The sequence below is a fragment of the Paraglaciecola sp. QJM3NY_14 genome (assembly GCF_056173245.1).
This window is the reverse complement of the sequence record NZ_CM149664.1, coordinates 4,966,500-4,990,096: the sequence shown is the minus strand read 5'-3', so window position 1 is coordinate 4,990,096 and position 23,597 is coordinate 4,966,500. Positions and strand designations below refer to the sequence as shown.

Sequence of the window (23,597 nt, the reverse complement as noted above, 5' to 3'; positions counted from 1 at the left end):
AAGTGTCATATCATCTTGGAATTCGCACCAAATTGGTGCTAAAAAAGAGGGCTTATCAATCTTTGCTTCTTATTGGTGCGAAAAGAGAGGGGGAATATGAGGTAAAGCCGAACAGGTGAAATGTGACAGTAAAGGACGCAATGCATCACTCATTAAGTGAAGAGCGAACATATCTTATACGCTCGACCCGCAGAATATAGCAGGGTCGCTCTCGTTAACGCATTCACTAACCCTTTGCCGATGAAGCTGCTTTGCCATCAGCAGGTCTGGCCTGTAAATATTGCTGGGTGATTTTCTCAGCTGAACGACCCGCAACATAACCACCTAAGCCTATTTGTAACAATGTCCAAGCCTCATCAGCCAAGGGGTTGGGTAACCAACCGAAACTGTCTAGTACCACTAGAGCTAAAAACGTGAGCATGGTGATAGGACGCCAGTTGCGCTGGATCCAAGATTGCCCAGTAGACTCCGCTGTGATGATCGCGGTCTTGCTTTGTAGTAATTGATTTTCATAGTCTATGACCTTGGCTAACAGTTCGTTTTCAACGGCTTTAATTTGGCTTTGTAACTGCAAGCGTTCTTCATCACTGGTATGTAGATCGTCAACTAGCTTTACGGCAGGTTCAAACAAATTACTGATAAATGAAAATACGTTCATGTTCTTGCTCCTCGGGTGTGTCCGTGAGGTGATTTGTGGTGCTTGAGTTATGCATTCGGGTGTAATTTGGTAAATGCGTCGTTGTGGTTTTTTATCAGCCGGCCGTATAAGGCTTTTTGACCGCTCCCGTTGTATAAGGCTGCAAAGTTCTCGAAAGCATGGTCGCGTAAATGCTGATGCATAATGTGGTCAAAAAACTCAAATAAGCCGTGTATGTGCGCGGGTATGCCTTGGCAAAAGGCGTCGAACATCTCGACCACAGATTGATAACCAATGCGTTCATAATGGAAGCCCATTATTTGCGGTGCACCCATACTGATCGATAACATGGCGGCATTTTCATCTAAACTGCGTGCAAACTCGAATACCTGCCACTCTTTTGATTGCACACCATGAAAGTTCTGCCATGGATCACTTGGATTTGCTCGCCATTGATGCTTAGTCCAGACTTTTTTCGGATCATACGAAAAGTGCTGACGATACTGCTGAGGGTGGTGCTTGCCCCAATATTTCCAAAATTTATGATTCTCAAACCGAATAATCAAACGGTCACTGTTGTTTTGCTCAAAACCTTTACCTCGGCTTTCTACACACAAAACAGCGACCGCGCAGGCCACATCAATATCCTTTTCAGCACAGAGCGTTGTTAGCAGCGCACCCCAGCGATTCCAGGTTGCAGCCACAGCACGTTGCTCTTTGCTACCAGCCACCGTGAGAATAAGATTTGGGGTTAATTGTTCTGCCGGCTCTAGGGCTGTAGCAGCAGTAGGAAGCTCGTTATCGAGTAATTCGTCATTCGGATCCTGGTGATCATTTTGTTTTGCAGGCGTGCCATCGTCAGCTACCGGCGCGACTTGCAAATAGGTGCTGGCCACATACCCGCGATTGCCATTAAAGCGTATTTGCGACCAAGTTTGCTGATCTCCTTCCACCCAAACGAGGCTATTAGCAGCGAGTTGACCAAAAATGCTAGCTTGATGATGCGGAGCACTGCGCACGTTCAATGCACTGGCAGTGACACTCGCGTAATAGCCGTTATCGGCGTACACCAAATCGACGTGTTTTGCGAACGTGTAGGCTTGGTGCCCATTAAACTCAACTTCTAACCAATCGCCCACCACCGCTAAGGTTTTAATTGAAGCCCCAAGGGCAACGCTAGCTAGTACGGTTGCGCCTGCATGTGGTTCTTGGCGAATGTTTAGCAGCTGTGTATTTACTGTGCCCGTTAGGCGGGTTAAGTCGCGTACGGCTTGCAGATAGTGACCTGATACAAAGCCGAATGTGCCACCGAAACGAAATTGCACCCAACCCTGCTGCATCGGGGTGGTTACCATCACCATACCCCGCGTGAGCTGTCCGACGATGGCGCTGGTGGTTGACGGCAAACTTCGCACGTTAAGTACGTCGGCGCTGACAGCATCTAGCATAAGGTGCTCACCCATGTCAGCATTGTTAAATGTGGTAAGTCGGATGGTGAAGTGAATATTCTGCGCTTAAAAGGGAACATGACGGTGCCTCCTGCATATCAATGACCTTCAATTAAATTGATAGCAGGTTTAGCCAGTTAAGCCAGTTTTTTTGTACAAAAAACATACAGAGTGTTTCTGTAGCATTTTTACGCTGTGCGCCCGATGACTAAATGGCAATACCTTTAAGACGCTGCTCTTTTATTAAGCTGTGCCTTCATTAAGCTGTGCCCTCATTGAGCAATGCCTTTAACGAGCCGCGCCTTTAATGACTAACGGTGATAATAGAGGGTTGGTGACTTTTCGCTCCGGGGAAATCAGATACAAATGTTCCGTGATCATATCAGTGCGACCAATCACCCGTACCTTGTATTGTTTTTCTATATGATGCTCTACGGAAGTTGGTGCACAAAATACCCCGTAGCCGCGTTGAGCAAATAGTTTCATTAGTGCGCAGTCGTCAAATTCAGCTGCAATCTGTGGATTGATATTGTGTTTGGCAAACCAAGCAAGTATCGATAGCTTTTGGGCTGATTTATCGCCGGGTAATAAGAAGGGTTGGTTATCTAGACACTGGGGGAAGTCAACGAACTTCTCTGCTAGGTCCTGAGCAACAAAAAAGCTTAATCCACTGCGAGCAAGCAAGTGATTATAAGCTTTAACATTGCTGGTATTGAGTAGTGGTTGGTCAGATAAAATACCATCAATTTTACTCAGTGCCAGCTCTGCGGTAAGGCTATTTAGATCCCCTTCTTTACATACCAGGCGCACATTCGGATGGACTGTTAAGCTGCGTTGAAACATTTCGAATGCAAGAATTTTAGGCAACACATCGGTCACCCCTATGGACAACACGTGTTGTTGGTTTTGCTGTTGGTGTCTCACTGAAAGCAGTAACTCGTTACCCATACTAAAAATGTTTTTAGCAAAATTATAGGTGAGTTGACCTTGGCTATTGAGCTGTAAGCGTTTACCCACTCTGTCAAACAAGTCAAAACCGAAGTATGCCTCAAGGGTACGAATTTGTTCGCTGATGGTCTGTGGTGTGAGGTGCAGAACGCTGGCTGCTTTTATGATGCTGCCTTCGGTCGCCGTGACGTAAAAGTAATATAAGTGCTGGTAATTTAACTGATTCACGTTCTGAACTCACTTAATTGTTATCAGGAAAAACCTGATCGAAACGAAGATGAAAACGACTATAACTAACAGAGGCCTCTGCGTATATTAATTAAGATTATCTTCGTTTGAGGGGGGGAATTATGCAGTCTTATCTCGGCAAATTAATTCAACATGAAGCAGCCGGTGGCGTATTACTGGTGATAGCTGCAGCCATTGCCATGGTCCTTGCCAACTCACCTGCATATGATTTTTACAACGGGCTGCTGGAAATTCCGGTCAGTATTCGTTTTGGAGCCTTTGAAATCGCCAAGCCGCTGTTGCTATGGGTTAACGACGGTTTAATGGCGATATTCTTTTTTTTAGTCGGCCTAGAAGTAAAACGCGAAGTGCTAGGCGGGCAGTTATCATCTGTTTCACAAATAACCTTGCCTGCTGTTGCCGCAATAGCGGGAATTGTATTTCCTGCACTCATTTACGTTTGGTTCAACATTGACGATCCAGTCGCTGTAAACGGTTGGGCTATTCCATCTGCTACTGACATTGCGTTTGCTGTTGGTGTATTCACCATCTTTGGCAAGTTTCTGCCTTTGAGCTTAAAGCTGTTTTTACTTAGCGTCGCGATATTCGATGACATCGGGGCAATTGTTATTATTGCTTTGTTTTACTCACAAGATCTTTCAACCACATCGTTAATCGTGGCGTGCGCAGGCTTTGTAGCGCTATTTTTACTCAACAGATTTAACGTGCGTCGCCAGGCTGCATATGTCTTGATAGGCGTAGTGGTGTGGGCTGCAGTGCTTAAATCTGGCGTTCATGCAACATTAGCCGGTTTCGCGCTGGCGTGGTTTATCCCTCTTAAACTTAAGAATGAAGATGGGCACCCAATGCTGCCGCACCTAGAGCATAAATTGCATCCGTGGGTAGGCTTTGTGGTGCTGCCTATTTTTGCCTTTGCAAACGCTGGGGTATCGCTATTTGGTGCAAGCATATCTGATTTGCTAAACCCCATTACCTTAGGCATTGCAGTGGGGCTATTTGTCGGTAAGCAACTAGGGATATTTGGTGTGTGCTGGATAACGGTTAAGACAGGATTAGCCAAATTACCTGATGGGTCCACTTGGGTGCAGTTATATGGCGTGAGTTTGCTGTGCGGTATTGGTTTTACCATGAGTTTGTTTATCGGCAGCTTAGCGTTTGAAGAGCAAGGTTTGGCTTATCAAACGAGTGTGAAAGCAGGGGTATTGCTAGGGTCGTTAGTCTCAGCTGTGCTGGGCGCTGTGTTGTTGGCCAGAAGTAATGCGAAATCAAAAGAGCGTGCTGAGCGAGAAGCTGCCAGAGACGCTTAATGACAGTGACCGGTAAGGTTATTTAAAGATTGCCGAATTAGGTCATTTAATAAGGTCGCTCAATAAGGTCACTCAATACAGTACCTAGGCAGTGCGATAATTAGGAGAACGTTATGTGTAAATTTGCGATATCTAACATATTCAGCATACGCGTATACAGTGCCGTATTCTTAACTTTGGCTTGTATGCTCATCCCTCATTCGCTTTTGGCTTCGACCGATAATACTAAGCTAGGCGTCTGGCAAAACTGCCAGAATCTGAAGCATCAGTCAGACCAGCGCGAGTCTGAATTATCTCAAGTCGTTGACTCAACCTGTTATCAATTCATTAAGGGGTTTCTGCATGGTGCTGTACTGACAGACGCCCAAATTATGCGTGGCCTAGAGCGCGGAAACGATATGAATAGCTTTTCTAAGCGAGCGATTCGCACGAGACTGGGCAGCTCACGGGCTACTGATGCTGATACCTATTTAGCTGAATTTTGTTTGCCCAACGCAGATGTGGATCCTGAGGTAGTGATGGCTATAGTGGGGGCCTTACCCAACAAAATCGATGCGAGGAAAAGTGTCGCTGAGGAGATTTACCAAGCAATCAAAACGACCTATCCCTGCCAGCAACGTTAATTGCTGGCTGTAAGCTTATAGGTCGGCGGGTAGAGGGAGTTTAGTGGGCTGTGAACTTATTACATTCAGTTTGCAGCTTTTCCCTTTTTCGTTGGTTATTTGCGACAGGATACTTTTTCACCTTTACCTGTCTTCAATCTAATTGTTTGATAAGTAACAGTTAATTCTAAATTTTTTAAGTTTTTTAGTGATGGCATAAGACTTGTAATGTGCTAGTTCAGTTTCACAAAGTGAGAGGTAAGTGCCACGTAACGCTTAACTCACTGCAAAATTACAAAGAGAACTTAATGACTAAAATTATCACACTAGTAACCGCCCTATTTTTGACCATATCGTTAGGAACCGCCTCAGCAGGTGTTTACAGCTCAAGCGATGTACTTAATCAAGCCCATTATCAATTCAATAAGCAGCAAGTGTTATCAATGGTTGATAGCAGCGAAGTACAAGCTCAACTCGAGGCGCTAGGTGTAAGCACAGCTGACGCAAAGAGTCGTATCAACCATATGACACAAAATGAATTAAACGCATTGAACGAGCAAATGAACAATATGCCAGCTGGTGGCATTGTGGGGGCTATTGTGACCGTTCTTGCCGTGGTTGCTTTACTCGATTTACTCGGCGTAACAGATGTGTACCCGTTTATTCGCCCCATCAACAGCTAGAGCTTATTTAACTCGAGATATACCTATATGTTTCATAACGTTAAGGTTGGCATTATTGTCAGCCTTTTGTGTATGTTGTGTGCTTGTCAAAACGCACCGCAAACAGAAAAGCTGTTTGCTGAGAAAAATGACTTTGCAGCGACGCATCTCATCGAAAATGTACCTTTTTACCCTCAACGAGCATTCTATTGCGGCCCAACGACATTGGCTGAGGTGTTCAATTATTACGGTGATGAAAGCACTCCCGATGAGATAGCGCCGAACCTATTTGTTCCTGAATTAGAAGGCAGCTTGCAGCTTGAAATGGTCTCGGCGAGTCGTCAACAGGGCTTACTTGCTTATGCTGAAAAAGGTAATTTACAGACCCTATTGGGTTTAATTCGTGATGATGTGCCTGTAGTGGTGCTGCAAAACGTTTCTGTAGCACTGTTGCCTATGTGGCATTATGCATTAGTGATTGGTTACGACTTGAACACCAAAGAAGTGATTTTACATACAGGTGAAACTGAAAATCACCGACTGAATTTCACCACATTTGAGCGCACGTGGGCGCGCGCTGATTACTGGCTGTTAGCCGCTGTCCCGCCAGATAAAATGAGCTATCAATTTAGCTCACTTAATTACACTCAAGCCGCGCAAGATTTGCTTGCTACAGGTCAGAAAAAAGCAGGGCGAGAGGCGCTGCAAACTGCCATTAAGACTTGGCCTGAGAATTGGTTGAACTACTTTCTACTCGCCAATGATTACCTTGCTGACAGCCCAAAAAAAGCGGTGAATTGGTTTCAGCAAGGTTACCAGTACAGCCATGCAAAGAGAGATAATGCTAACGTTGGAAATAACGCCGAAAATCACTTCGAGATTAGTGAAAACCTTCCTTATCTAAACAACTACGCGTACGCGCTGGCTTCGTTAGGGTGCGCCCCTCAAGCGAACATATTAATCAGTCGGGCTTTGGCCTATGAACCAAACAACGCCAACTTGCTTGATACCCAAAAACAGATCCCCGAGTTAATCCAAAAAGGGCAAAATCGTAACGAAAGCGCAGCAACTCAATGCCCGCTGATCCGCTGACCACAACTGGCGACAACAGTAGAGCGCGAAGCCAAAGGTCGATTGCCCAAGCAATCGACCTTTCTCGTTTGTAGCCTAGCAACTTGATACGTATCAAAGCATCTGTCGAAAATTATCAAGAAAATTATCAAGACACCCATACCAACTAAGTGCCAGTTCATGTGCTCTATACCTTATTTTTAAAGGCGCATGAGGAAGAAATTACAAATTTCTTATCATGGGTGTCCATATAAAAAGAGGGGGTTGTAAGCGAAATGTTCGTCGAAATTAACGAGACACCCATAACCAAATTAACGAGACACCCATAACAAATTAACGAGACACCCATAACAACTAAGTGCTAGTTCATGTGCTCTAAACCTTATTTTTAAAGGCGGAAAATTATCAATAAAATTATCAAGACACCCATAACAACTACGCGCTAGTTCATGTGCTCTTCACTTTATTTTTAAAGACGCATGAGGAAGAAAGCATAAATTTATTATCATGGGTGTCCATGTAAAAAAGGGGGATCGTAAGCGAAATGGTCGCCGGGTTGATTGGTATAGCGATATTCAGGTGAGGCTAATAATTAGGCATAAAAAAAGCTGATGTTACTTGTGTTTTTAACCGTGATAAAACAGAGCATTCGTATGGTTATTACCCACTGGTAGTGACCGAATCAGTGGGAGAACATTATGTCGTTTGTTGAAGTACAAGGTAGTTGGGATCCAAAGTTTGAGCCAGTGGTTGCAGCCTTTAAAGCGAATTTTGATCCGCAAAGTGCTACGCCTGAGCAAGGTGCCGGATTTTCTTTGTTTCACCAAGGTAAACCGGTGGTTGATATCTATGCAGGCAGCTATACCCAATCAGGTGCTTCAGCGCCTTGGCAGCAAGACACGTTAGTCAATGTTTTCTCTACGACCAAGGGTGTTGCCGCGTTATGTGTCGCGCATTTAGTCGAAAAAGGGCAGCTTCTGTACAGTGACCGTGTTGCTGAATATTGGCCTGAATTTGCAGCAAACGGTAAACAAGATATGACCGTAGCTCAGGTGTTATCACATCAAAGCGGTTTGAACGCCTTTGACCTGCCGATATCGGTTGGGGGCTTACTTGACTGGGATGATTGCTGCAAGCGACTTGCCGCCCAAACGCCATTTTTCCCGCCGGGGTCAAGAACCTGTTATCAGGCTGTCACCTTTGGTTTTTTAGTGGGGGAAGTTGTTCGAAGAGTGTCAGGCGTTACGCTGGGGGAGTATCTTAATAAAGAGGTCTGTCAGCCAAATAATATCGACTTTCACATCGGCTTGCCTGAAAGCCAACACGCTAGAGTTGCGGATTTGCTGCCACCAACGCGTGCCCCTTATATGCCTAAGAACATGCCTGCTCATGCATTGAAGGGGATGACAAACCCATTATTGCGTGCCGATTTCATGCTTACCCCACAAGCGCGCCAAGCTGAGTTGCCTGCCATTAATGGTCATGGAACCGCTGCGTCAATTGCGAGGTTGTACGAACTTTATCGCCCTGAAAATGGTTTCCTTAGTTCATCTACGCTCGCCAAAACCACGGAGGTAAACAGCACAAGAACGGATGACTTACTTGGCTTGCCCGTCCACTGGGCCATGGGCTTAGTCGTCAATGCGTTAGCGAATACCTATGGCAAAGAACCGAGTACTTTTGGGCACAGTGGTTGGGGTGGGTCGTTTGGCTGTCATGATCCAGCCAACGGTTTATCTATCGGTTACGTGTGCAGTCAAATGAGCCCAGATTTAGTGGGCGATACGCGCAGTCAGAGTTTGATTGAACAAGCCTATGCGTGTTTAGGCTAAATTTATCTCTCAAAAATTAGACCTTAGGGCAACACAAATAAAAAGGGCGAATACAGTACACTGAATTCGCCCTTTAAGTTTTCTGTCGTTAAATTCCGTTTTTAATGGAGTTGGCCTTATAAAATGAAGCGACTTAAGTCTTCGTTTTCTACCAGCATTTCTAGGTGATCGTTCACGTACTTGGCATCAACCGTTAGCTGCTCGCCGCTTTTTTCTGATGCATCAAATGAAATCTCTTCCATCAAACGCTCCATCACAGTGTGTAAACGACGTGCGCCGATATTCTCAGTACGTTCATTAACCTGCCATGCAGCTTGAGCAATGCGCTCAATACCATCTTGAGTGAAATCAACGTCTACGCCTTCTGTCTTGAGCAAAGCGATGTACTGCTCAGTTAACGAAGCATTTGGCTCGGTCAAAATGCGAATGAAATCTCCAGCGGTTAATGCCTCTAATTCAACGCGAATGGGTAAGCGACCTTGTAGCTCAGGGATCAAGTCTGATGGCTTAGCCATTTGGAATGCACCCGAAGCAATAAACAAGATGTGGTCGGTTTTAACCATACCGTGTTTAGTCGACACGGTTGAGCCTTCGACTAATGGTAACAAGTCACGCTGTACGCCTTCACGTGATACATCACCGCCACTGTTAGAGCCTTCGCGCTTACAGATTTTGTCTATTTCATCGATAAACACTATGCCGTTTTGCTCAAGAGATTCAATGGCGTTGGCTTTCAAGTCTTCTTGGTTGACTAGGCGCGCTGCCTCTTCTTCAATCAATAACTTGAAGGCTTCTTTGATCTTTAACTTTTTCTTTTTCTTTTGTGAGCCAGATAAGTTTTGGAACATGCCTTGAAGTTGATTGGTCATTTCTTCCATACCCGGAGGCGCCATAATTTCTACGCCGACTTGAGGCAAAGCAACATCGATTTCGATTTCCTTGTCGTCAAGTTGACCCTCGCGTAATTTTTTACGGAAGGTTTGGCGCGTCCCTTTATCTTCGTTCTGTTCTTTTTCGCCCCACTGATTTTCAGCTGGCGGTAATAGCACGTCTAAAATACGCTCTTCAGCGGCTTCTTCAGCGCGGTATTTTACTTTTTTAGTTTCTTGCTCTTTGGCCATTTTCACGGCGATGTCAGCTAAATCACGAATGATCGTTTCAACTTCTTTGCCCACGTAACCCACTTCGGTGAATTTAGTGGCTTCAACCTTGATAAAAGGCGCGTTAGCTAACTTGGCTAGGCGTCGAGCAATTTCAGTTTTACCCACACCGGTAGGGCCGATCATCAAGATGTTTTTCGGGGTGACTTCTTGGCGAAGATCACCGCTTAACTGCATGCGACGCCAGCGGTTACGCAGTGCAACTGATACGGCGCGCTTAGCATTTTTCTGGCCAATGATGTGGCGGTCCAATTCGTGGACGATTTCTCTTGGGGTCATTTCTGACATACATTCAACCCTTATCTAATTTGGTCTTAAACAGCCGTTAAACGGCGTAATAGCAGCATTTTTTGCGCAAACACTGGGTTAATAATCGATTTTTTCTACGGTGTGATTATGGTTAGTAAACACACAGATATTGCCGGCTATGGTTAAGGCTTTTTCAGCGATTTCCTCGGCGGACAGTTCTGTGTTATCTAACAATGCACTCGCGGCAGCTTGGGCAAATGGGCCTCCTGAACCAATGGCGATCAAGTCATTTTCAGGCTGAACAACGTCACCGTTGCCGGTGATGATAAAAGATGCGGTTTCGTCGGCTACCGCGAGCAGGGCCTCTAGCTTGCGTAACATGCGGTCCGTTCGCCAATCTTTGGCCAGTTCGACCGCAGCTCGGGTTAAATTACCTTGATGTATTTCGAGTTTTGATTCGAAGCGCTCAAATAAGGTAAAGGCATCAGCGGTACCACCGGCAAAGCCAGCAAGGACTTTGTTGTTATATAGGCGGCGCACTTTTTTAGCGTTGCCTTTCATTACGGTATTGCCAAGTGAAACTTGGCCATCGCCAGCGATAACAACTTGGTTACCACGACGTACAGATACGATTGTAGTCACAGGAATTCCTCAATGGTTTAACTGCAATGCTTCCTTAATAGGACGGGGCACTGCGACAATTGAGTTAGATGTGGGGAGGATTCATAAATTTTCAAGTAATAAGAAAGTGTCAAAACGTAAACGAGGTAAACACTGTAAATCAGAACAGCGCCGCATTATTACTGCGGCTATTTTCACAAAGGGGGGACAAAGGTGAGTCGGCGAGTATTACAAATTCCACAACCAAATTTTACAGCCATTGATTTTTGCGCGCTGTAAGGTGTGACGCTGTTTTTCAGCTAGGCGTTTGCTTTCGTAAGGGCCAATAATCACTCGATACCAACGACCAGAGCTGCCTTCGCTAGGGCGAACCTGAGCTTCAAAGCCTTGAAAGGCAATGCGTGCTTTCAACTCTTCTGCTTGGCCTTGTTTTCTAAATGAGCCACATTGCATTAAATAGCGCTTGTCTGAAGCGGCTTGCTCTTCAACTTCAACTTCAACGCTGTATTCGGGTAATGTTTTGATGAACTCCCATTCTTCTTTAGGAACTTCTGGCAGTGGGTCCACTTGTTTTGCTTGGGCATTGTCTTTTTTGTTGGCTGGATCTTCAGCCTTATCGTTGATTGACCATAAAAAATAACCAAAACCAAAAACGAGGGCCAAAGTAATAACGATACGCGCCCATGGTAACGGGCGCTTTTCAGGCTCTGGGGCCTTTTTGGGGTTGCGCCCGCGGGCAACATAATCTTTGTGAGCCATCTTTACATCCGAATACTAAGGCTAGAAGAACCGCGGATTTTACCTTGCTCAGCCTAATCCTCAATCAGAATTTGGTTAATCAGTGAAATATTATTAACAAGATGAACCGCGTCACCTTGTCCTAGAGCTATTTACATAAAATCTTGCGGGTCTACATCCAGCGCCCAGCGTACTTTGCTGGCAAGAGGGAGTTGTTCAATATTGGGCATGGCTTGACTCAAGGCATGTTGCAAAGCGGCGCGATTACCACTGCTTAACACCAATTGCATACGAAACTTCCCTTGGCGCTTTTCCATTAATGCGGGCAAAGGGCCAATACACTGTACATGCTTGGAATAGCTAAACTGCATGGAAATATCCATAAGCAATTGATTCGCCAAGCGCGGGTCGCTTGATTGCGCTCTGAATAACGCTTGGTAAGTGTGTGGCGGTAGCATGGCTTGCTCACGTTCAAGTAAGGCATAGCGAGCGAAGTGCGAATAGCCATTGTTGAGCAAATCTTGCAACAAGGGGTGGCTTGGGTCATGTGTTTGCAACCACATTTCCCCGGGTTTTTCAGCACGCCCTGCGCGGCCAGCCAGCTGAGTCACTAGTTGGGCTAAATGCTCAGCTGCGCGATAATCGGCGCTAAACAAAGCGCCATCGACTTCGAGGATTACCACTAAGGTCACATTGGGAAAATGGTGACCCTTAGACAATATCTGCGTACCAATTAATATTTGATACTCGTTACGGTTAATTTTATCCAGCATATCGTTTAGGCGATTTTTGCCTCTGGCACTGTCGCTGTCGATACGCACACTGGTGTATTGGGGGAAGAGTGCTTGTAAGCCTTGTTCGAGTTGCTCTGTGCCTAAACCCATAGCGCTGAGCTCGGTACTGTTGCAACTTTGGCAACGCTTAGGTATTGCTTTGGCGCTGCCGCAATGGTGGCACTGCAACTTATATAATTGTTTGTGCAGGGTGTAAGGCTTGTTGCAACCAGGGCATTCTTCTACATGGCCGCAGGTATGGCAGACAAGGGCAGGAGCATATCCTCGGCGGTTAATAAAGAGCATCACCTGACTTTCTTGAGCCAAATGTTGTCCAATCCGCTCGATGATGCCTTTCGCTAATCCAAATTCTAATGGCTGATTTCGAATATCCAGCACTTGTTGCTTAGGATGAGAGGCATTGCCTGCGCGTTCATTCAAAAGCAGGTGTTGGTATTTGCCATTTAGCGCATTGTTCAACGATTCTAACGCGGGCGTGGCTGAGCCTAGAATAAGCGGGATTTTTTCTTGCGCGGCGCGCATCACCGCTAAATCTCTTGCGTGGTAACGCAGACCATCTTGCTGTTTGTAAGATGAGTCATGCTCTTCATCAACAATCAGCATGCCTGGGTTTTTCATTGGCGTGAAAATAGCGGAGCGGGTGCCAATGATGATTGGTAGTTGCCCCGCCTGACTCTGCTGCCACACCAGTAAACGTTCATTGTCGGTTAAATTAGAATGTAATATGCCCACAAGTACATTAAAGCGTTTGGCAAAGCGCTCAACGGTTTGCGGCGTTAAGCCGATCTCTGGTACCAGAATAAGTACCTGTTTACCTTGGGTAAGCACGCTTTCTATTGCTTGCAGGTAAACCTCGGTCTTGCCGCTGCCGGTCACCCCTTCAATTAAAAAGCTCGCATATTCACCTATTTTTGCCGTGATTTGGCTAATGGCTATGGCTTGCTCAACATTCGGAAGTGGTTTTTCGCCAATATTTAAGTGGGCCAGCCATTGGGTATCAAGGGAAGGAATGCGCTCAACCTGCTCAATTAACGTCTTTTGCACTAGGGCCTTGACAGTGGTGCTAGCATATTGAGCAAGAATACTGGAATAGCTAGCTTCGCCCTGTTGTAACTGAGCAAGTAGTTGCTGTTGCTTGCGGGCCTTGCCTAAATTTTCAGGGGCGCTTTGTTGGCCTGCGTCGGTGGTACGTAAAAAGCTCACTGGCTTAGGTTGACTCGAACCGCCTTTACGTAAGGAAACAGGCATAGCGCTATGCAATACGTCTCCAATAGGATGTTGGTAATACTGGCTGAGCCATTGGCATAGCTTAAGTTGTACTGAACTGAATATGGATGTTTCGTCGAGTACATCAAGAATGGCTTTGAGTTTGTCGCTTTGCCATTGTGATTCTTCGGTGGTTTCAAGCACCACACCAATTAGTTTGCGCGGCCCAAATGGCACACGTACCCGAATACCTGGTTCTAGCGCGCTACTATGTTGGTACTCAAAAAACTGGCGCTTAGGAACAGGAACGGCAACGCGGATAATGGGCATAACGGGCTAATCATCTTGTAAGTTGGTGGTGTTAAAGTGAATTGGCGGTTGAAGTTTGCTTATTTGACCATATATTCGCCAATAGAGCTTGATCAGGGCAAGGCGTTACATTAATATGCCCGGCTCTTTGCGGCAAGCCGCATTGATCGCATAAATCGAATTTAATTTTCGTATGGTGTTCAACTTCGGGTTGGATAGCGATACGGCCTTACTTAGGGGTAATCCATGAAAACAGGTATACATCCAGACTACCAAGACATGAAAGCAACTTGTTCATGTGGCAATGTTATCGTTGTTCGTTCAACTTTGAAGAAAGATCTTAACCTGGACGTATGTTCAGCGTGTCACCCTTTCTACACTGGTAAGCAACGTAACGTTGATACTGGCGGTCGTGTTGACAAGTTCAACAAACGTTTCAGCGCACTTAGCACTAAGAAGTAAGCGTAAAAACGTGACGAAAAAGGCGCTTCTAGCGCCTTTTTTTGTGCCCGCAATTTAACAACCTTATAACGTTCTCAGTTCTTGAGACAAATAGTATACCATTCCACGTTAATAAGTGTTCACTCAGCGAGAGTGTAAAAGGGCTTAAACAAGGCGCATGACTGAATGAATAGTTATTCTCTTTCGAAGTCATGCAACGCAGTGTAAGCCCTTTTAAAACTCGCCTGAAAGGAATGCCCCAGCGGCTTTTGCTCTGCGTTCTCACTATTTGAAAGGGAACAACCATTACGGCATAGCGACGCCTTAATCAAAAACCGCTGGACGCATTCTGAGGCGGGCACTTGTTAATGCGGATTGGTATTACTCATAATTCACCACGGTTATTAGCCTTGGCTATCTTGCTTAATTTATGATGTAGTCAGGCATATCAGCTATGTAGATACATACCTGATAAGTTAACGTTAAACGGGCTTTCACTAAAATAATAATAAGCCGTTCGGACACGTGATTTCACTTAAGCGAATTGTGGAACCGTGAGTCGGGAATAAGACCATAAGAAAGCTAACGTACTCTGATTCAACCCTACACTTTAAGGATCTAGACCACGATGTCTGATTTTCGTCAACAAGCATTGGACTACCATGCTAAGCCAGTACCAGGAAAGATAGCGATTGCGCTAACAAAGCCCGCGGAAACTGTGACCGACTTAGCTTTAGCTTATAGCCCTGGCGTCGCTGAACCTGTACGAGAGATTGCTGCAGACCCAAATGCGGCATACAAATACACTGCCAAAGGCAACATGGTCGCCGTTATTTCAAACGGTACCGCTATTCTTGGCCTTGGCAATTTAGGCCCACTGGCTTCGAAACCGGTTATGGAAGGTAAAGCGCTATTGTTTAAACGCTTTGCTGGGCTAGATTCCATCGATATAGAAGTAAAGCACAACACCACTGAAGACTTTATTAACACCGTGGCGAATATTGCCGACACATTCGGTGGCATCAACTTAGAAGATATAAAAGCCCCCGAGTGTTTTGAAATAGAGCAAGAATTGATTAAGCGCTGCAATGTACCGGTATTTCACGATGACCAACACGGTACCGCTATTGTGACCGCAGCAGGAATGCTCAATGCGCTGGAGGTACAAGGTAAGGAACTTTGTGACGTTACCATCGTTTGTATGGGAGCGGGTGCAGCGGCTATTGCCTGCATGGAGTTATTGATTAAATGTGGTGCCAAGCGAGAACGTATTTATATGCTTGATACCAAAGGCGTTATTCATACCAGACGCGATAACCTTACTCACCATAAAAAGTTATTCGCTAATAATACTGACAAGCGTACCTTGGAAGATGCGCTAGACGGCGCAGACGTATTTGTTGGGGTGTCTGGTCCTGATGTGTTGCCGCCCGAAGCATTGGCATTGATGGCACCTAACCCAGTTATTTTTGCTTGCTCAAATCCTGATCCAGAAATAAAACCAGAGTTGGCTCATGCTGTGCGTGATGATGTGATCATGGCTACAGGGCGCTCAGATTATCCGAATCAGGTGAATAACGTGCTGTGCTTTCCGTTTATTTTTCGTGGTGCCTTGGATGTACGCGCATCGGTCATTAACGATGAAATGAAAATAGCGGCTGTTGAAGCGATCCGAAGTATTGCGCGCGAGCCGGTGCCACAAGAAGTATTGGCCGCCAGTAATTTAACGAGTTTAACCTTTGGTCGTGAGTATATTATTCCTAAGCCAATGGATCCGCGTTTGTTGCAACGAGTGGCTACCGCAGTCGCGCAGGCCGCGATTGACTCAGGTGTCACCACATTGAAAGCGCTGCCACCGGGTTATATGCAAGATTAGCTTGTTGGTTAATCGACTTTAAGAGCGCTAATGACACATTTTCTCTACAATTAGCGCTTTTTTATTAGCGAGTTACTCATTGATGAGTGCGTGTGGCTAGGATCGCGTCAATGTGCATGCATAAAGCATCTTCCGCCATGGCATACCAATCAGGTGTTTCGAAAATGCTGGCAACAGCATGGTGCTTTAAACTGACGTAGCCATGCACAAAAGCCCAAATTTCTAAGGCGTTTTTGTGTTTAAGGGCCATGTTGGCATCATCGGGCAGTAAAAGAGCTGTCACTTTTAGCAATTGGCCAAACGCCTTTTCGGCCACAGCCTTCGCTTCTTCTGAGGGAGTATAGCGGCTGTCATTCTCGCCGAAAATCAATCGGTAATGACCTTCGTGAGCCTCAGCCATGGCGAAGTAACCACGAATACCTCGACGCATGACTTCTTTTGGCGATAGGTCATGTTGCTCGAAATCCATAGCTTGCATCACTAACTCAAAACCTTGGATGTACAGTTCATCCAAAATTCCTTCTTTGCCTTGAAAGTGGCTGTAAATGCCTATGGTCGACACTCCAGCGTGCTTGGCTATTGAGCGTACGCTTAAGGCCGCAATTCCACCTTCTAAAAATAATTCTGATGCGGCTTGAAGTATTTTACGTTTCGCAATATTCAATTAACATTCTCTTGACAAATATAACGGTGTTATTCTTTAATATAACGCTGTTATGTTCAATCGTTATTTTTTGGCAACGATAGAAACGTAAAAAGACTGCACCCGTGTTGAATCTCGTGTGCAAACACCTTAATCGAAGCAACACAGGAATAAGCATGACGACCTTCACCCATGAAACAGATTATTTAATTGTTGGCGCTGGCGCCGTAGGCATGGCTTTTGCCGATGTTTTACTTAGCGAGACTGACGCCAACATTATGATAGTGGACAAATATCACAAGCCTGGCGGCCACTGGAACGTGGCATATCCTTTCGTTACTTTGCATCAGCCATCCGCGTTTTATGGCGTCAGCTCGACGGAGTTAAGTAAAGGTTGTATCGATAAAGGAGGCTTAAACAAAGGCTTAAATGAACTGGCTACTGGAGCTGAAGTTAGCGCCTATTTCGATAACATCATGCGCGAGCGCTTCTTGCCTTCAGGGCGGGTGAGTTACTTCCCAATGACTGACTACAAAGGCGATGGCAAGTTCGTTTCTGTTATCAATGGGGATGAGCACCAGGTGATCATTAACAAAAAAATGGTTGATGCGACTTATTTGAAAACGTCAGTGCCAAGTACCCATACGCCAAATTTTTCTGTGGATGATAGCGCCCAATTTATGCCGATAAACGATTTGGTGAAAATAACCAATAAGCCAGCAGGGTTTGTGATCATAGGCGGTGGCAAAACCGGTATCGATGCTTGCCTATGGTTACTAGAAAATAAGGTTAGCCCAGATGATATTCAATGGATAATGCCACGAGACGCTTGGCTGATTGACCGCAAAAACACCCAACCTACACCTGAATTTTTTACTGACGCGATTGGCGCGCAAGCGGCTCAAATGGAAGCTATCGCCCAATCCACTTCGGTAGATGATATGTTCTCGCGCCTTGAGAAGGGCGATGTATTTATGCGATTAGATGAAAATGTTTGGCCAAAAATGTTTCACGGCGCCACAGTGAGTCAATTGGAATTAGCCGAGCTTAAGCGAATCAAAAATGTGGTGCGTATGGGCAGAGTGACCCACATAGGGCAAGACAGTATCCAACTTGAACAAGGCGAGATAAAAACCAGCCCGCAACATATTCACGTGGATTGCTCCGCCAGTGCCATTACAAATTTAGAGGTAAAGCCTATTTTTAATGGCAACACCATTACGCCGCAAACGGTACGCTCTTATCAACCCGCCTTTAGTGCTGCGTTTATTGCTCATATTGAAGCCAGCGCCAAGTACCCAGATGAAAAAACTAAAAACCATATCTGCGGCGTAGTGCCTTTGCCAAATACGGTGATGGATTGGGTGCGATTGACGGCGGCCTTTATGCGCAATCAGCATATTTGGTCTCAAGACGACGACCTAAAAGCGTGGTTGCTCAAAAATCGCCTAGATGGCTTTAGTCAACTTGTGCGCAGCGTGGATAAAGCCGACACGGAAAAAATGATGATCCTTGGGCGACTGCGTGAACATGCCATGCCTGCTATGGCTAAACTGCAACAATATCTAGCAGCTGAGGCTGCTCAAGGAGCATAAAATGAGTGAGTTTCAGGTAAAACAAATACAGTTAATGAGCCATCGATTGGTGCAAACCCCGGCCATTGAAACCGTCGGAGAAGGGCAAATTTTACTTAAAGTGGAAAGCTTTTCGTTTACCGCCAACAATATTACATACGCCATGATGGGAGACAGGCTCGGTTATTGGCAGTTCTTCCCACCTGCGGACAATAACGACAAACAGTGGGGCATCATTCCAGTATGGGGATTTGCCCAGGTTACCCAATCTAAGGCCGAAGGCATAGACGTGGGCGAGCGCTTATTTGGTTACTTTCCGCCAGCACAGCAGGTGGTGATGACACCGGTTAACGTTTCTCAGCAGCGCTTGGTTGATGGCGCAGCGCACCGCGCAATGTTGCCGCCAGGATACAATAGCTACAAACGTTTAATGGGTGAAAAAGGCTATAATCCAGACTTTGATAATGAACGTATGTTGTTGTTTCCTCTGCATATCACCTCATTTTGTTTATGGGATCGTTTGCAGGACAACAACTGGTTTGGCGCCGAGCAAGTGGTGGTCATCAGTGCATCGAGTAAAACCAGTTTGGGGCTAGGTTATGCACTGAGTGCAGATGCTACTGCGCCTCATAGTGTGGGTTTAACATCGAATGGAAATATGACTTTTGTGCAAAAAGTTGGGGTATATGACCAAGTCGTAAGCTATAACCAAATAGGCGACATTGACGCAAATAAACCCACCGTGATTGTGGATATGTCGGGAAGTTCGGATATTTTGACGACATTGGGTGCGCATCTTGGGGATAATCTTACCTATTGCATCAACGTAGGCCTGACCCATTGGGATGAGTTCTCAGCAGAAAGTGCTGCTGAGTCTGACCGAAGTGAATTCTTCTTTGCCCCAGGCCATATTCAAAAACGCATTAAAGACTGGGGGCCGCAAGGCTTTGAACAGCGCACAATGGGTTTTCTGGCAGAAACTGCGATGAAATGTAGAAGCTGGCTTGAAGTAAAAGAGCTGAATGGCTTAGGCCGCTTGGCTGAGACATACGGACAAGTATGCGAAGGTAATATCCCGCCTCAACAAGGATTAATTATTAAACTTTAGGTCCAATCTTCCGATAGTAAGTAGAAGTGAATCGTGGCTAAGTGTCTGCTTGGTCGCGATTTTTTTTATTGCTTCTCATCAAGAAGCGCGAGACATGTAATCGTCTTATATTTATGTATTGATAGCGGGGAAGCGCATTGAACAACATTGACCGCCCATGGGTAAACAGTGCCAATAAAGGAATGCAGGTGACCTTTGTTGCTTTGCTTATCATTAGTTTAGCCATTGCAGGGGTAAACCAAACCTGGTGGGAAGCCATACTTGTCGGTGTATCTACTACGTTTATAGGGATTGCTGCCATTCGCTTTAAACCACAATCTCGCTTAACACAGCATATTGTTGCGGCGGGTTTGATGCTCTACAGCGCGTTGCAGATCCATCAAATGCATGGCCTGGTTGAAATGCATTTTGGTATATTCGTGTTGCTATCCTTTTTAGCCTACTATCGAAACTGGCACGTGTATATTACTGCGATAGCAGTCGTGGCTTTACATCATGTGTCATTCTTTTTTCTACAAAAGAATGGTTTGCCCGTATACATATTGCTTGAGGGGGGCTTAGCATTTTGGTTAATCGCTGTTCATGCGCTTTATGCTATCTTGCAAGCTACAATGCTTGGCAAAATGGCCAACGATAATCGTAAAGAATCTTTTGGGACGGCGTCTTTGGTTTCCAGTGTTGAAGCTATCATGCAAGACAAACAAGCGATTGATTTAACCAAAAGAGCAGATGAGAAAATGGGTGCGAGCTCAGTTTCTGCTTTTAACAATTTATTGAACCTATTTAATAAGTTGATTAATGATGTGCGTTCAGCGGCGCACCAAATCGACCATAACTCTACCTCTAATAGCCAATACAATGCTTCGCTGCGCCAAGCGAAAGAGCAAAGTATTCAAGAGGTGGAACACATAGAATTGTCGTCACAGAACATGATGCAATCAACGAATGCCATGAATGGTAATAATGAGCAGGTCAAGGCCGCATCTGACAGAGCTAAAGCAAACACAGATGAAGCTCAACAAACCATGGCGATAACGCATAGAGACGTTACACAGTTAGGAACAAAGCTACAGCAGACCAGTGAAACTATTCAAAGATTAGCGGCAGATTGCCAAGACATTTCCAAGGTTCTTGAAACCATTCAATCTATTGCAGATCAAACTAACTTGCTTGCTTTGAATGCTGCGATTGAAGCAGCAAGAGCTGGCGAGCACGGTCGAGGTTTCGCGGTTGTAGCTGATGAAGTGCGCACTTTGGCTTCTCGCACGAAATCGAGCACAGAAGAGATCAACGAGATCATCGTTAATCTGGTAAGCTCATCAAGAGACTCGAGTTCATCAATGACAAATTGCGTAGAGCTTAGTCAGGTCACCACTGCGCATACGGGTTCTGTCAGCGAGCTCATGAGTGAAATTCAGCACAATATCCAAGATGTATCTGATTCGGTTGCAAAGATGAGCGAGTCTTGTGAGCAACAAGCGTGCAACAGTGATGTGATCCAACATGCCGCACTTACTCTTAAAGAAAGTAATAGGAAAGAATTGGAGACGATTTCATCGATGAATAAAGATGCTCAAGTCCTAAATGACATGAGTGAAGCATTAAATCGTCAAATGTCGGCCTTTCGTTCTTAATGCATCGCTTTGAATGTGCTTGTAAGCCCGCTTAGTAACGTTTTTAGTTTAGTGATATGGGGAACCAACTAAATGCCATTGCTAACACACTCTTTTAAACGTCTTGTGGTAGTAGGGGCGTTAATCGCTTGGGTTTTATTGACACTTGGCGGATTGGCATACACAAGCGCGCAAAGGCAGAAGGAATTTGACCCAGCACAAACCTTGGCTTTGGCCGCCATGTCCGCAGAATTTGCTCCAACAGTAACGTCAAGTATGCATGCACAATATCCATCATTAGCTAAAACGGTGGTGCATATTCAGCAAGCCGATTGCAGCTGTAATTTTTCCAATGATATACACGTCAATCGTATTGATACCATTTTAAACAAATCTGCCTATCATTCTGTTCATGCATCGGTAAATGACATACCTAAAGAAATTATCTTGCCCTCATTGCCTGCCATCATGGTGTTCGACGAGCAAGGGCAGCTTGGTTATTTCGGGCCTTATTCCTCTGGTTACTTGTGCTCAACTGACACGGCCATCGTTGATAGGTTTTTAACCAATGTTATCGAAAACAAACATGTGGGAAGCGCTGTGGTCAGCGATGGCTATGGTTGCTACTGTGCGAACGCAAGTACGACGTCATAAGTACTGAGTGAGTCTACTTTATGATCTAAGTCGCTTATTCAACGTAGGTTACAACGCACACTCGTGGGGGCGTTTCTAAGATGCGCTTAACGCTGTTAGCGATAGTGCGCGACGAAACTAAGAAGCGCAATATCATTAATTTACATCTTAAACGAACTGTTTCTGCTGCCGTTAAAGTGTGAATATTGTCAGTAGTGTTAGCAGCACAAGTCTTTGGAGAACAATCATGTCAGACCGTCATTATGCTTGGGTCACTAGCGCAAACAAAAATATGCAAATTACCTTCATTGCGTTAGCGATCATCAGCTTAGCCTTGGCCAATTTTAATCAAACCTGGATAGAAGCCATTCTGGTTGGGGGCTCGACGAGTGTTATATGTTTAACCTTTATTCACCTAAAGCCTCAGTCACGTTTAACTCAACATGTGGTGGCCATTGGCTTAATGCTGTTTACGGCACTTCATATTCACCAGATGCATGGGCTAGTAGAGATGCATTTTGGGATCTTTGTGCTGCTTTCGTTCTTGGCGTACTACCGAAATTGGCGGTTGTACGTGACCGCGATTTTAGTGGTGGTTGTGCACCATCTTAGTTTCTTTGTGATGCAATCAAAAGGGATGGGGGTGTACGTTTTAGCGGATGGTGGTCTGCTGTTTTATCTTATTATCGTGCATGCCGTTTATGCTCTGGTGCAAGCCTTGATGCTGGCTAAAATGGCAAAAGACAATCAAGTTGAGTCACTTTCTGCTGCAGCCCTTACCAGCAGCATCGAAAAAATCATGAGCGACAGAGCAGCAATCGATTTGAAGGTCAGGGCGGATCAAACACTCAATGCCGATTCTGTGGTGGCGTTCAATAATTTACTTAGCATGTTCGACAATCTGATCACCGGTATGCGCGGGGCTGCAGAGCAAATTAATAGTACCTCCGTGATCACCAACCAAAATAGCACGGAGTTACATGGGATTAAGCAAAAAAGTATGACTGAAGTGCAGTATATTGATACGGCTTCAATTGAACTGGCTCAATCCTCACGCACCATGAACGAAGACACTAAGCGCGTGCAACAGCAATCTACAGAGGCGCACAGCCATGTCCACGAAGCAGAACAAACGGTGGATGAAACGAAAGAAGACGTGACTAACCTAGGGACCAAGCTGAGTGAAACGAATGAGAATGTGCGCAATCTCGCTGATAATTGCCAAAGTATTTCACAAGTACTTGAGACCATTAAATCGATAGCAGATCAGACTAACTTATTGGCATTGAATGCCGCTATTGAAGCCGCAAGGGCTGGGGAGCATGGCCGTGGTTTTGCTGTGGTCGCAGATGAAGTGAGAACGCTCGCTTCGCGCACTAAAAAGAGCACGGAAGAGGTAAACCTCATTGTTGAGAACCTGTTGAGTTCATCAAAATTGTCCAGCGATTCTATGGCTGATTGCCTATCGTTAAGTGGAACTGCTAACACTAGAACACAAAAAGCTCGCGACCTAATGAGCCAGGTTCAGCATAATATTTTGCAGATGACGGAAGCGGTCAATATGATGACGGAATCCAGTGAGCAACAAATACACAACAGCGAGACAATTCAAAGTGCCGCCACAAGATTGAAGTCTATTAACCAAGATGAGCTCACAAAGATCGCTGCCATGGATCACGAAGCAGGCTTGCTCTCGGGCAGAACCAAAGATCTTAATTTACAGTTATCGCAGTTTTCCACCTAGCGCTCGGTGGAAAACAACCAGATTTAGACGTTTGGGCAAGATAGAACAAACCATGCATGAAGGCGCACAAAGCGCCTTTTTTGTTGATTAATTAAGCAACATACCTCGACATATTCCCCATGTTTCTTTATA

20 protein-coding genes are annotated in these 23,597 nt (G+C 45.3%); 12 read left to right on the top strand and 8 right to left on the bottom strand.

Annotation, left to right across the window (positions count from 1 at the left end; genetic code table 11):
• Positions 1-226: 226 nt before the first annotated feature.
• The 3 genes from AC0VYA_RS21340 to AC0VYA_RS21330 form a co-directional block, all read right to left on the bottom strand.
• Positions 227-658, bottom strand: a complete 432-nt coding sequence (locus tag AC0VYA_RS21340; protein ID WP_006995027.1) for a 3TM-type holin — start codon at positions 656-658, stop codon at positions 227-229.
• 47 nt (positions 659-705) lie between these two features.
• Positions 706-2,085, bottom strand: coding sequence for an N-acetylmuramidase domain-containing protein (locus AC0VYA_RS21335; protein ID WP_475489608.1), 1,380 nt, complete (start codon positions 2,083-2,085; stop codon positions 706-708).
• Positions 2,086-2,373: 288 nt separating this feature from the next.
• Positions 2,374-3,261 carry a LysR family transcriptional regulator gene (locus AC0VYA_RS21330; protein ID WP_011576887.1) on the bottom strand — a complete coding sequence of 296 codons (888 nt, stop codon included), beginning with the start codon at positions 3,259-3,261 and terminating at the stop codon, positions 2,374-2,376.
• Between the two features lie 122 nt (positions 3,262-3,383).
• Here AC0VYA_RS21330 and nhaA point away from each other — a divergent pair, with 122 nt between their 5' ends.
• The 5 genes from nhaA to AC0VYA_RS21305 all read left to right on the top strand — a co-directional run bounded on the left by nhaA (position 3,384) and on the right by AC0VYA_RS21305 (position 8,756).
• Positions 3,384-4,589 (top strand): Na+/H+ antiporter NhaA, encoded by a 1,206-nt coding sequence (gene nhaA, locus AC0VYA_RS21325; RefSeq protein ID WP_011576886.1) that lies wholly within the window; start codon positions 3,384-3,386, stop codon positions 4,587-4,589.
• Positions 4,590-4,702: 113 nt separating this feature from the next.
• Positions 4,703-5,212, top strand: a complete 510-nt coding sequence (locus AC0VYA_RS21320) for a hypothetical protein (RefSeq protein ID WP_011576885.1) — start codon at positions 4,703-4,705, stop codon at positions 5,210-5,212.
• Between the two features lie 287 nt (positions 5,213-5,499).
• Positions 5,500-5,874, top strand: coding sequence for a PA2779 family protein (locus AC0VYA_RS21315; RefSeq protein ID WP_041714147.1), 375 nt, complete (start codon positions 5,500-5,502; stop codon positions 5,872-5,874).
• 27 nt (positions 5,875-5,901) lie between these two features.
• Positions 5,902-6,945 (top strand): PA2778 family cysteine peptidase, encoded by a 1,044-nt coding sequence (locus AC0VYA_RS21310; RefSeq protein ID WP_475489607.1) that lies wholly within the window; start codon positions 5,902-5,904, stop codon positions 6,943-6,945.
• A gap of 677 nt (positions 6,946-7,622) precedes the next feature.
• The gene (locus AC0VYA_RS21305; RefSeq protein ID WP_475489606.1) at positions 7,623-8,756 is read left to right on the top strand and encodes a serine hydrolase domain-containing protein; all 1,134 of its coding nucleotides are present in this window, start codon (positions 7,623-7,625) and stop codon (positions 8,754-8,756) included.
• A gap of 116 nt (positions 8,757-8,872) precedes the next feature.
• Here AC0VYA_RS21305 and hslU read toward each other — a convergent pair whose 3' ends face one another.
• From hslU to priA, 4 genes are all read right to left on the bottom strand, one after another.
• Positions 8,873-10,204 (bottom strand): HslU--HslV peptidase ATPase subunit, encoded by a 1,332-nt coding sequence (hslU, locus tag AC0VYA_RS21300; protein ID WP_011576881.1) that lies wholly within the window; start codon positions 10,202-10,204, stop codon positions 8,873-8,875.
• A 78-nt stretch (positions 10,205-10,282) separates the two neighbouring features.
• Complete coding sequence (gene hslV / locus AC0VYA_RS21295; protein ID WP_006990951.1) at positions 10,283-10,807, bottom strand: ATP-dependent protease subunit HslV; 525 nt, start codon at positions 10,805-10,807, stop codon at positions 10,283-10,285.
• Positions 10,808-11,014: 207 nt separating this feature from the next.
• Positions 11,015-11,545, bottom strand: a complete 531-nt coding sequence (locus AC0VYA_RS21290) for an SPOR domain-containing protein (protein WP_011576880.1) — start codon at positions 11,543-11,545, stop codon at positions 11,015-11,017.
• Positions 11,546-11,676: 131 nt separating this feature from the next.
• Positions 11,677-13,854, bottom strand: coding sequence for a primosomal protein N' (gene priA, locus AC0VYA_RS21285; protein WP_475489605.1), 2,178 nt, complete (start codon positions 13,852-13,854; stop codon positions 11,677-11,679).
• 225 nt (positions 13,855-14,079) lie between these two features.
• Between priA and rpmE the strand changes: the two genes are divergently transcribed.
• Both rpmE and AC0VYA_RS21275 read left to right on the top strand, forming a co-directional pair.
• A complete protein-coding gene (gene rpmE / locus AC0VYA_RS21280) occupies positions 14,080-14,295 on the top strand; it encodes a 50S ribosomal protein L31 (RefSeq protein WP_011576878.1) in 216 nt (71 codons plus the stop codon).
• Positions 14,296-14,902: 607 nt separating this feature from the next.
• Positions 14,903-16,150: a malic enzyme-like NAD(P)-binding protein gene (locus tag AC0VYA_RS21275; protein WP_011576877.1), complete on the top strand. Its 1,248-nt coding sequence runs from the start codon at positions 14,903-14,905 to the stop codon at positions 16,148-16,150.
• A 76-nt stretch (positions 16,151-16,226) separates the two neighbouring features.
• Here AC0VYA_RS21275 and AC0VYA_RS21270 read toward each other — a convergent pair whose 3' ends face one another.
• On the bottom strand, positions 16,227-16,814 hold the full coding sequence (locus tag AC0VYA_RS21270) for a TetR/AcrR family transcriptional regulator (protein ID WP_475489604.1): 588 nt from the start codon (positions 16,812-16,814) through the stop codon (positions 16,227-16,229).
• A gap of 155 nt (positions 16,815-16,969) precedes the next feature.
• Here AC0VYA_RS21270 and AC0VYA_RS21265 point away from each other — a divergent pair, with 155 nt between their 5' ends.
• The 5 genes from AC0VYA_RS21265 to AC0VYA_RS21245 all read left to right on the top strand — a co-directional run bounded on the left by AC0VYA_RS21265 (position 16,970) and on the right by AC0VYA_RS21245 (position 23,465).
• Positions 16,970-18,388 (top strand): NAD(P)-binding protein, encoded by a 1,419-nt coding sequence (locus AC0VYA_RS21265; RefSeq protein WP_475489603.1) that lies wholly within the window; start codon positions 16,970-16,972, stop codon positions 18,386-18,388.
• A 1-nt stretch (position 18,389) separates the two neighbouring features.
• Positions 18,390-19,475 carry a DUF2855 family protein gene (locus tag AC0VYA_RS21260; protein ID WP_475489602.1) on the top strand — a complete coding sequence of 362 codons (1,086 nt, stop codon included), beginning with the start codon at positions 18,390-18,392 and terminating at the stop codon, positions 19,473-19,475.
• Positions 19,476-19,612: 137 nt separating this feature from the next.
• Positions 19,613-21,109, top strand: coding sequence for a methyl-accepting chemotaxis protein (locus AC0VYA_RS21255; RefSeq protein ID WP_475489601.1), 1,497 nt, complete (start codon positions 19,613-19,615; stop codon positions 21,107-21,109).
• Between the two features lie 72 nt (positions 21,110-21,181).
• The gene (locus tag AC0VYA_RS21250) at positions 21,182-21,742 is read left to right on the top strand and encodes a DUF6436 domain-containing protein (protein WP_475489600.1); all 561 of its coding nucleotides are present in this window, start codon (positions 21,182-21,184) and stop codon (positions 21,740-21,742) included.
• Positions 21,743-21,968: 226 nt separating this feature from the next.
• Positions 21,969-23,465 carry a methyl-accepting chemotaxis protein gene (locus AC0VYA_RS21245; RefSeq protein WP_011576871.1) on the top strand — a complete coding sequence of 499 codons (1,497 nt, stop codon included), beginning with the start codon at positions 21,969-21,971 and terminating at the stop codon, positions 23,463-23,465.
• Positions 23,466-23,597 lie beyond the last annotated feature (132 nt).

Bases quoted from the DNA above. Each gene is read 5' to 3' on its own strand.
- AC0VYA_RS21335 (WP_475489608.1), bottom strand. From the start codon at position 2,085: ATGCTAGATGCTGTCAGCGCCGACGTACTTAACGTGCGAAGTTTGCCG.
- AC0VYA_RS21320 (WP_011576885.1), top strand. From the start codon at position 4,703: ATGTGTAAATTTGCGATATCTAACATATTCAGCATACGCGTATACAGT.
- nhaA (WP_011576886.1), top strand. From the start codon at position 3,384: ATGCAGTCTTATCTCGGCAAATTAATTCAACATGAAGCAGCCGGTGGC.
- rpmE (WP_011576878.1), top strand. From the start codon at position 14,080: ATGAAAACAGGTATACATCCAGACTACCAAGACATGAAAGCAACTTGT.
- priA (WP_475489605.1), bottom strand. From the start codon at position 13,854: ATGCCCATTATCCGCGTTGCCGTTCCTGTTCCTAAGCGCCAGTTTTTT.
- AC0VYA_RS21260 (WP_475489602.1), top strand. From the start codon at position 18,390: ATGAGTGAGTTTCAGGTAAAACAAATACAGTTAATGAGCCATCGATTG.
- AC0VYA_RS21315 (WP_041714147.1), top strand. From the start codon at position 5,500: ATGACTAAAATTATCACACTAGTAACCGCCCTATTTTTGACCATATCG.
- AC0VYA_RS21265 (WP_475489603.1), top strand. From the start codon at position 16,970: ATGACGACCTTCACCCATGAAACAGATTATTTAATTGTTGGCGCTGGC.
- AC0VYA_RS21275 (WP_011576877.1), top strand. From the start codon at position 14,903: ATGTCTGATTTTCGTCAACAAGCATTGGACTACCATGCTAAGCCAGTA.
- AC0VYA_RS21245 (WP_011576871.1), top strand. From the start codon at position 21,969: ATGTCAGACCGTCATTATGCTTGGGTCACTAGCGCAAACAAAAATATG.
- AC0VYA_RS21305 (WP_475489606.1), top strand. From the start codon at position 7,623: ATGTCGTTTGTTGAAGTACAAGGTAGTTGGGATCCAAAGTTTGAGCCA.
- AC0VYA_RS21310 (WP_475489607.1), top strand. From the start codon at position 5,902: ATGTTTCATAACGTTAAGGTTGGCATTATTGTCAGCCTTTTGTGTATG.
- AC0VYA_RS21290 (WP_011576880.1), bottom strand. From the start codon at position 11,545: ATGGCTCACAAAGATTATGTTGCCCGCGGGCGCAACCCCAAAAAGGCC.
- hslU (WP_011576881.1), bottom strand. From the start codon at position 10,204: ATGTCAGAAATGACCCCAAGAGAAATCGTCCACGAATTGGACCGCCAC.
- AC0VYA_RS21250 (WP_475489600.1), top strand. From the start codon at position 21,182: ATGCCATTGCTAACACACTCTTTTAAACGTCTTGTGGTAGTAGGGGCG.
- AC0VYA_RS21340 (WP_006995027.1), bottom strand. From the start codon at position 658: ATGAACGTATTTTCATTTATCAGTAATTTGTTTGAACCTGCCGTAAAG.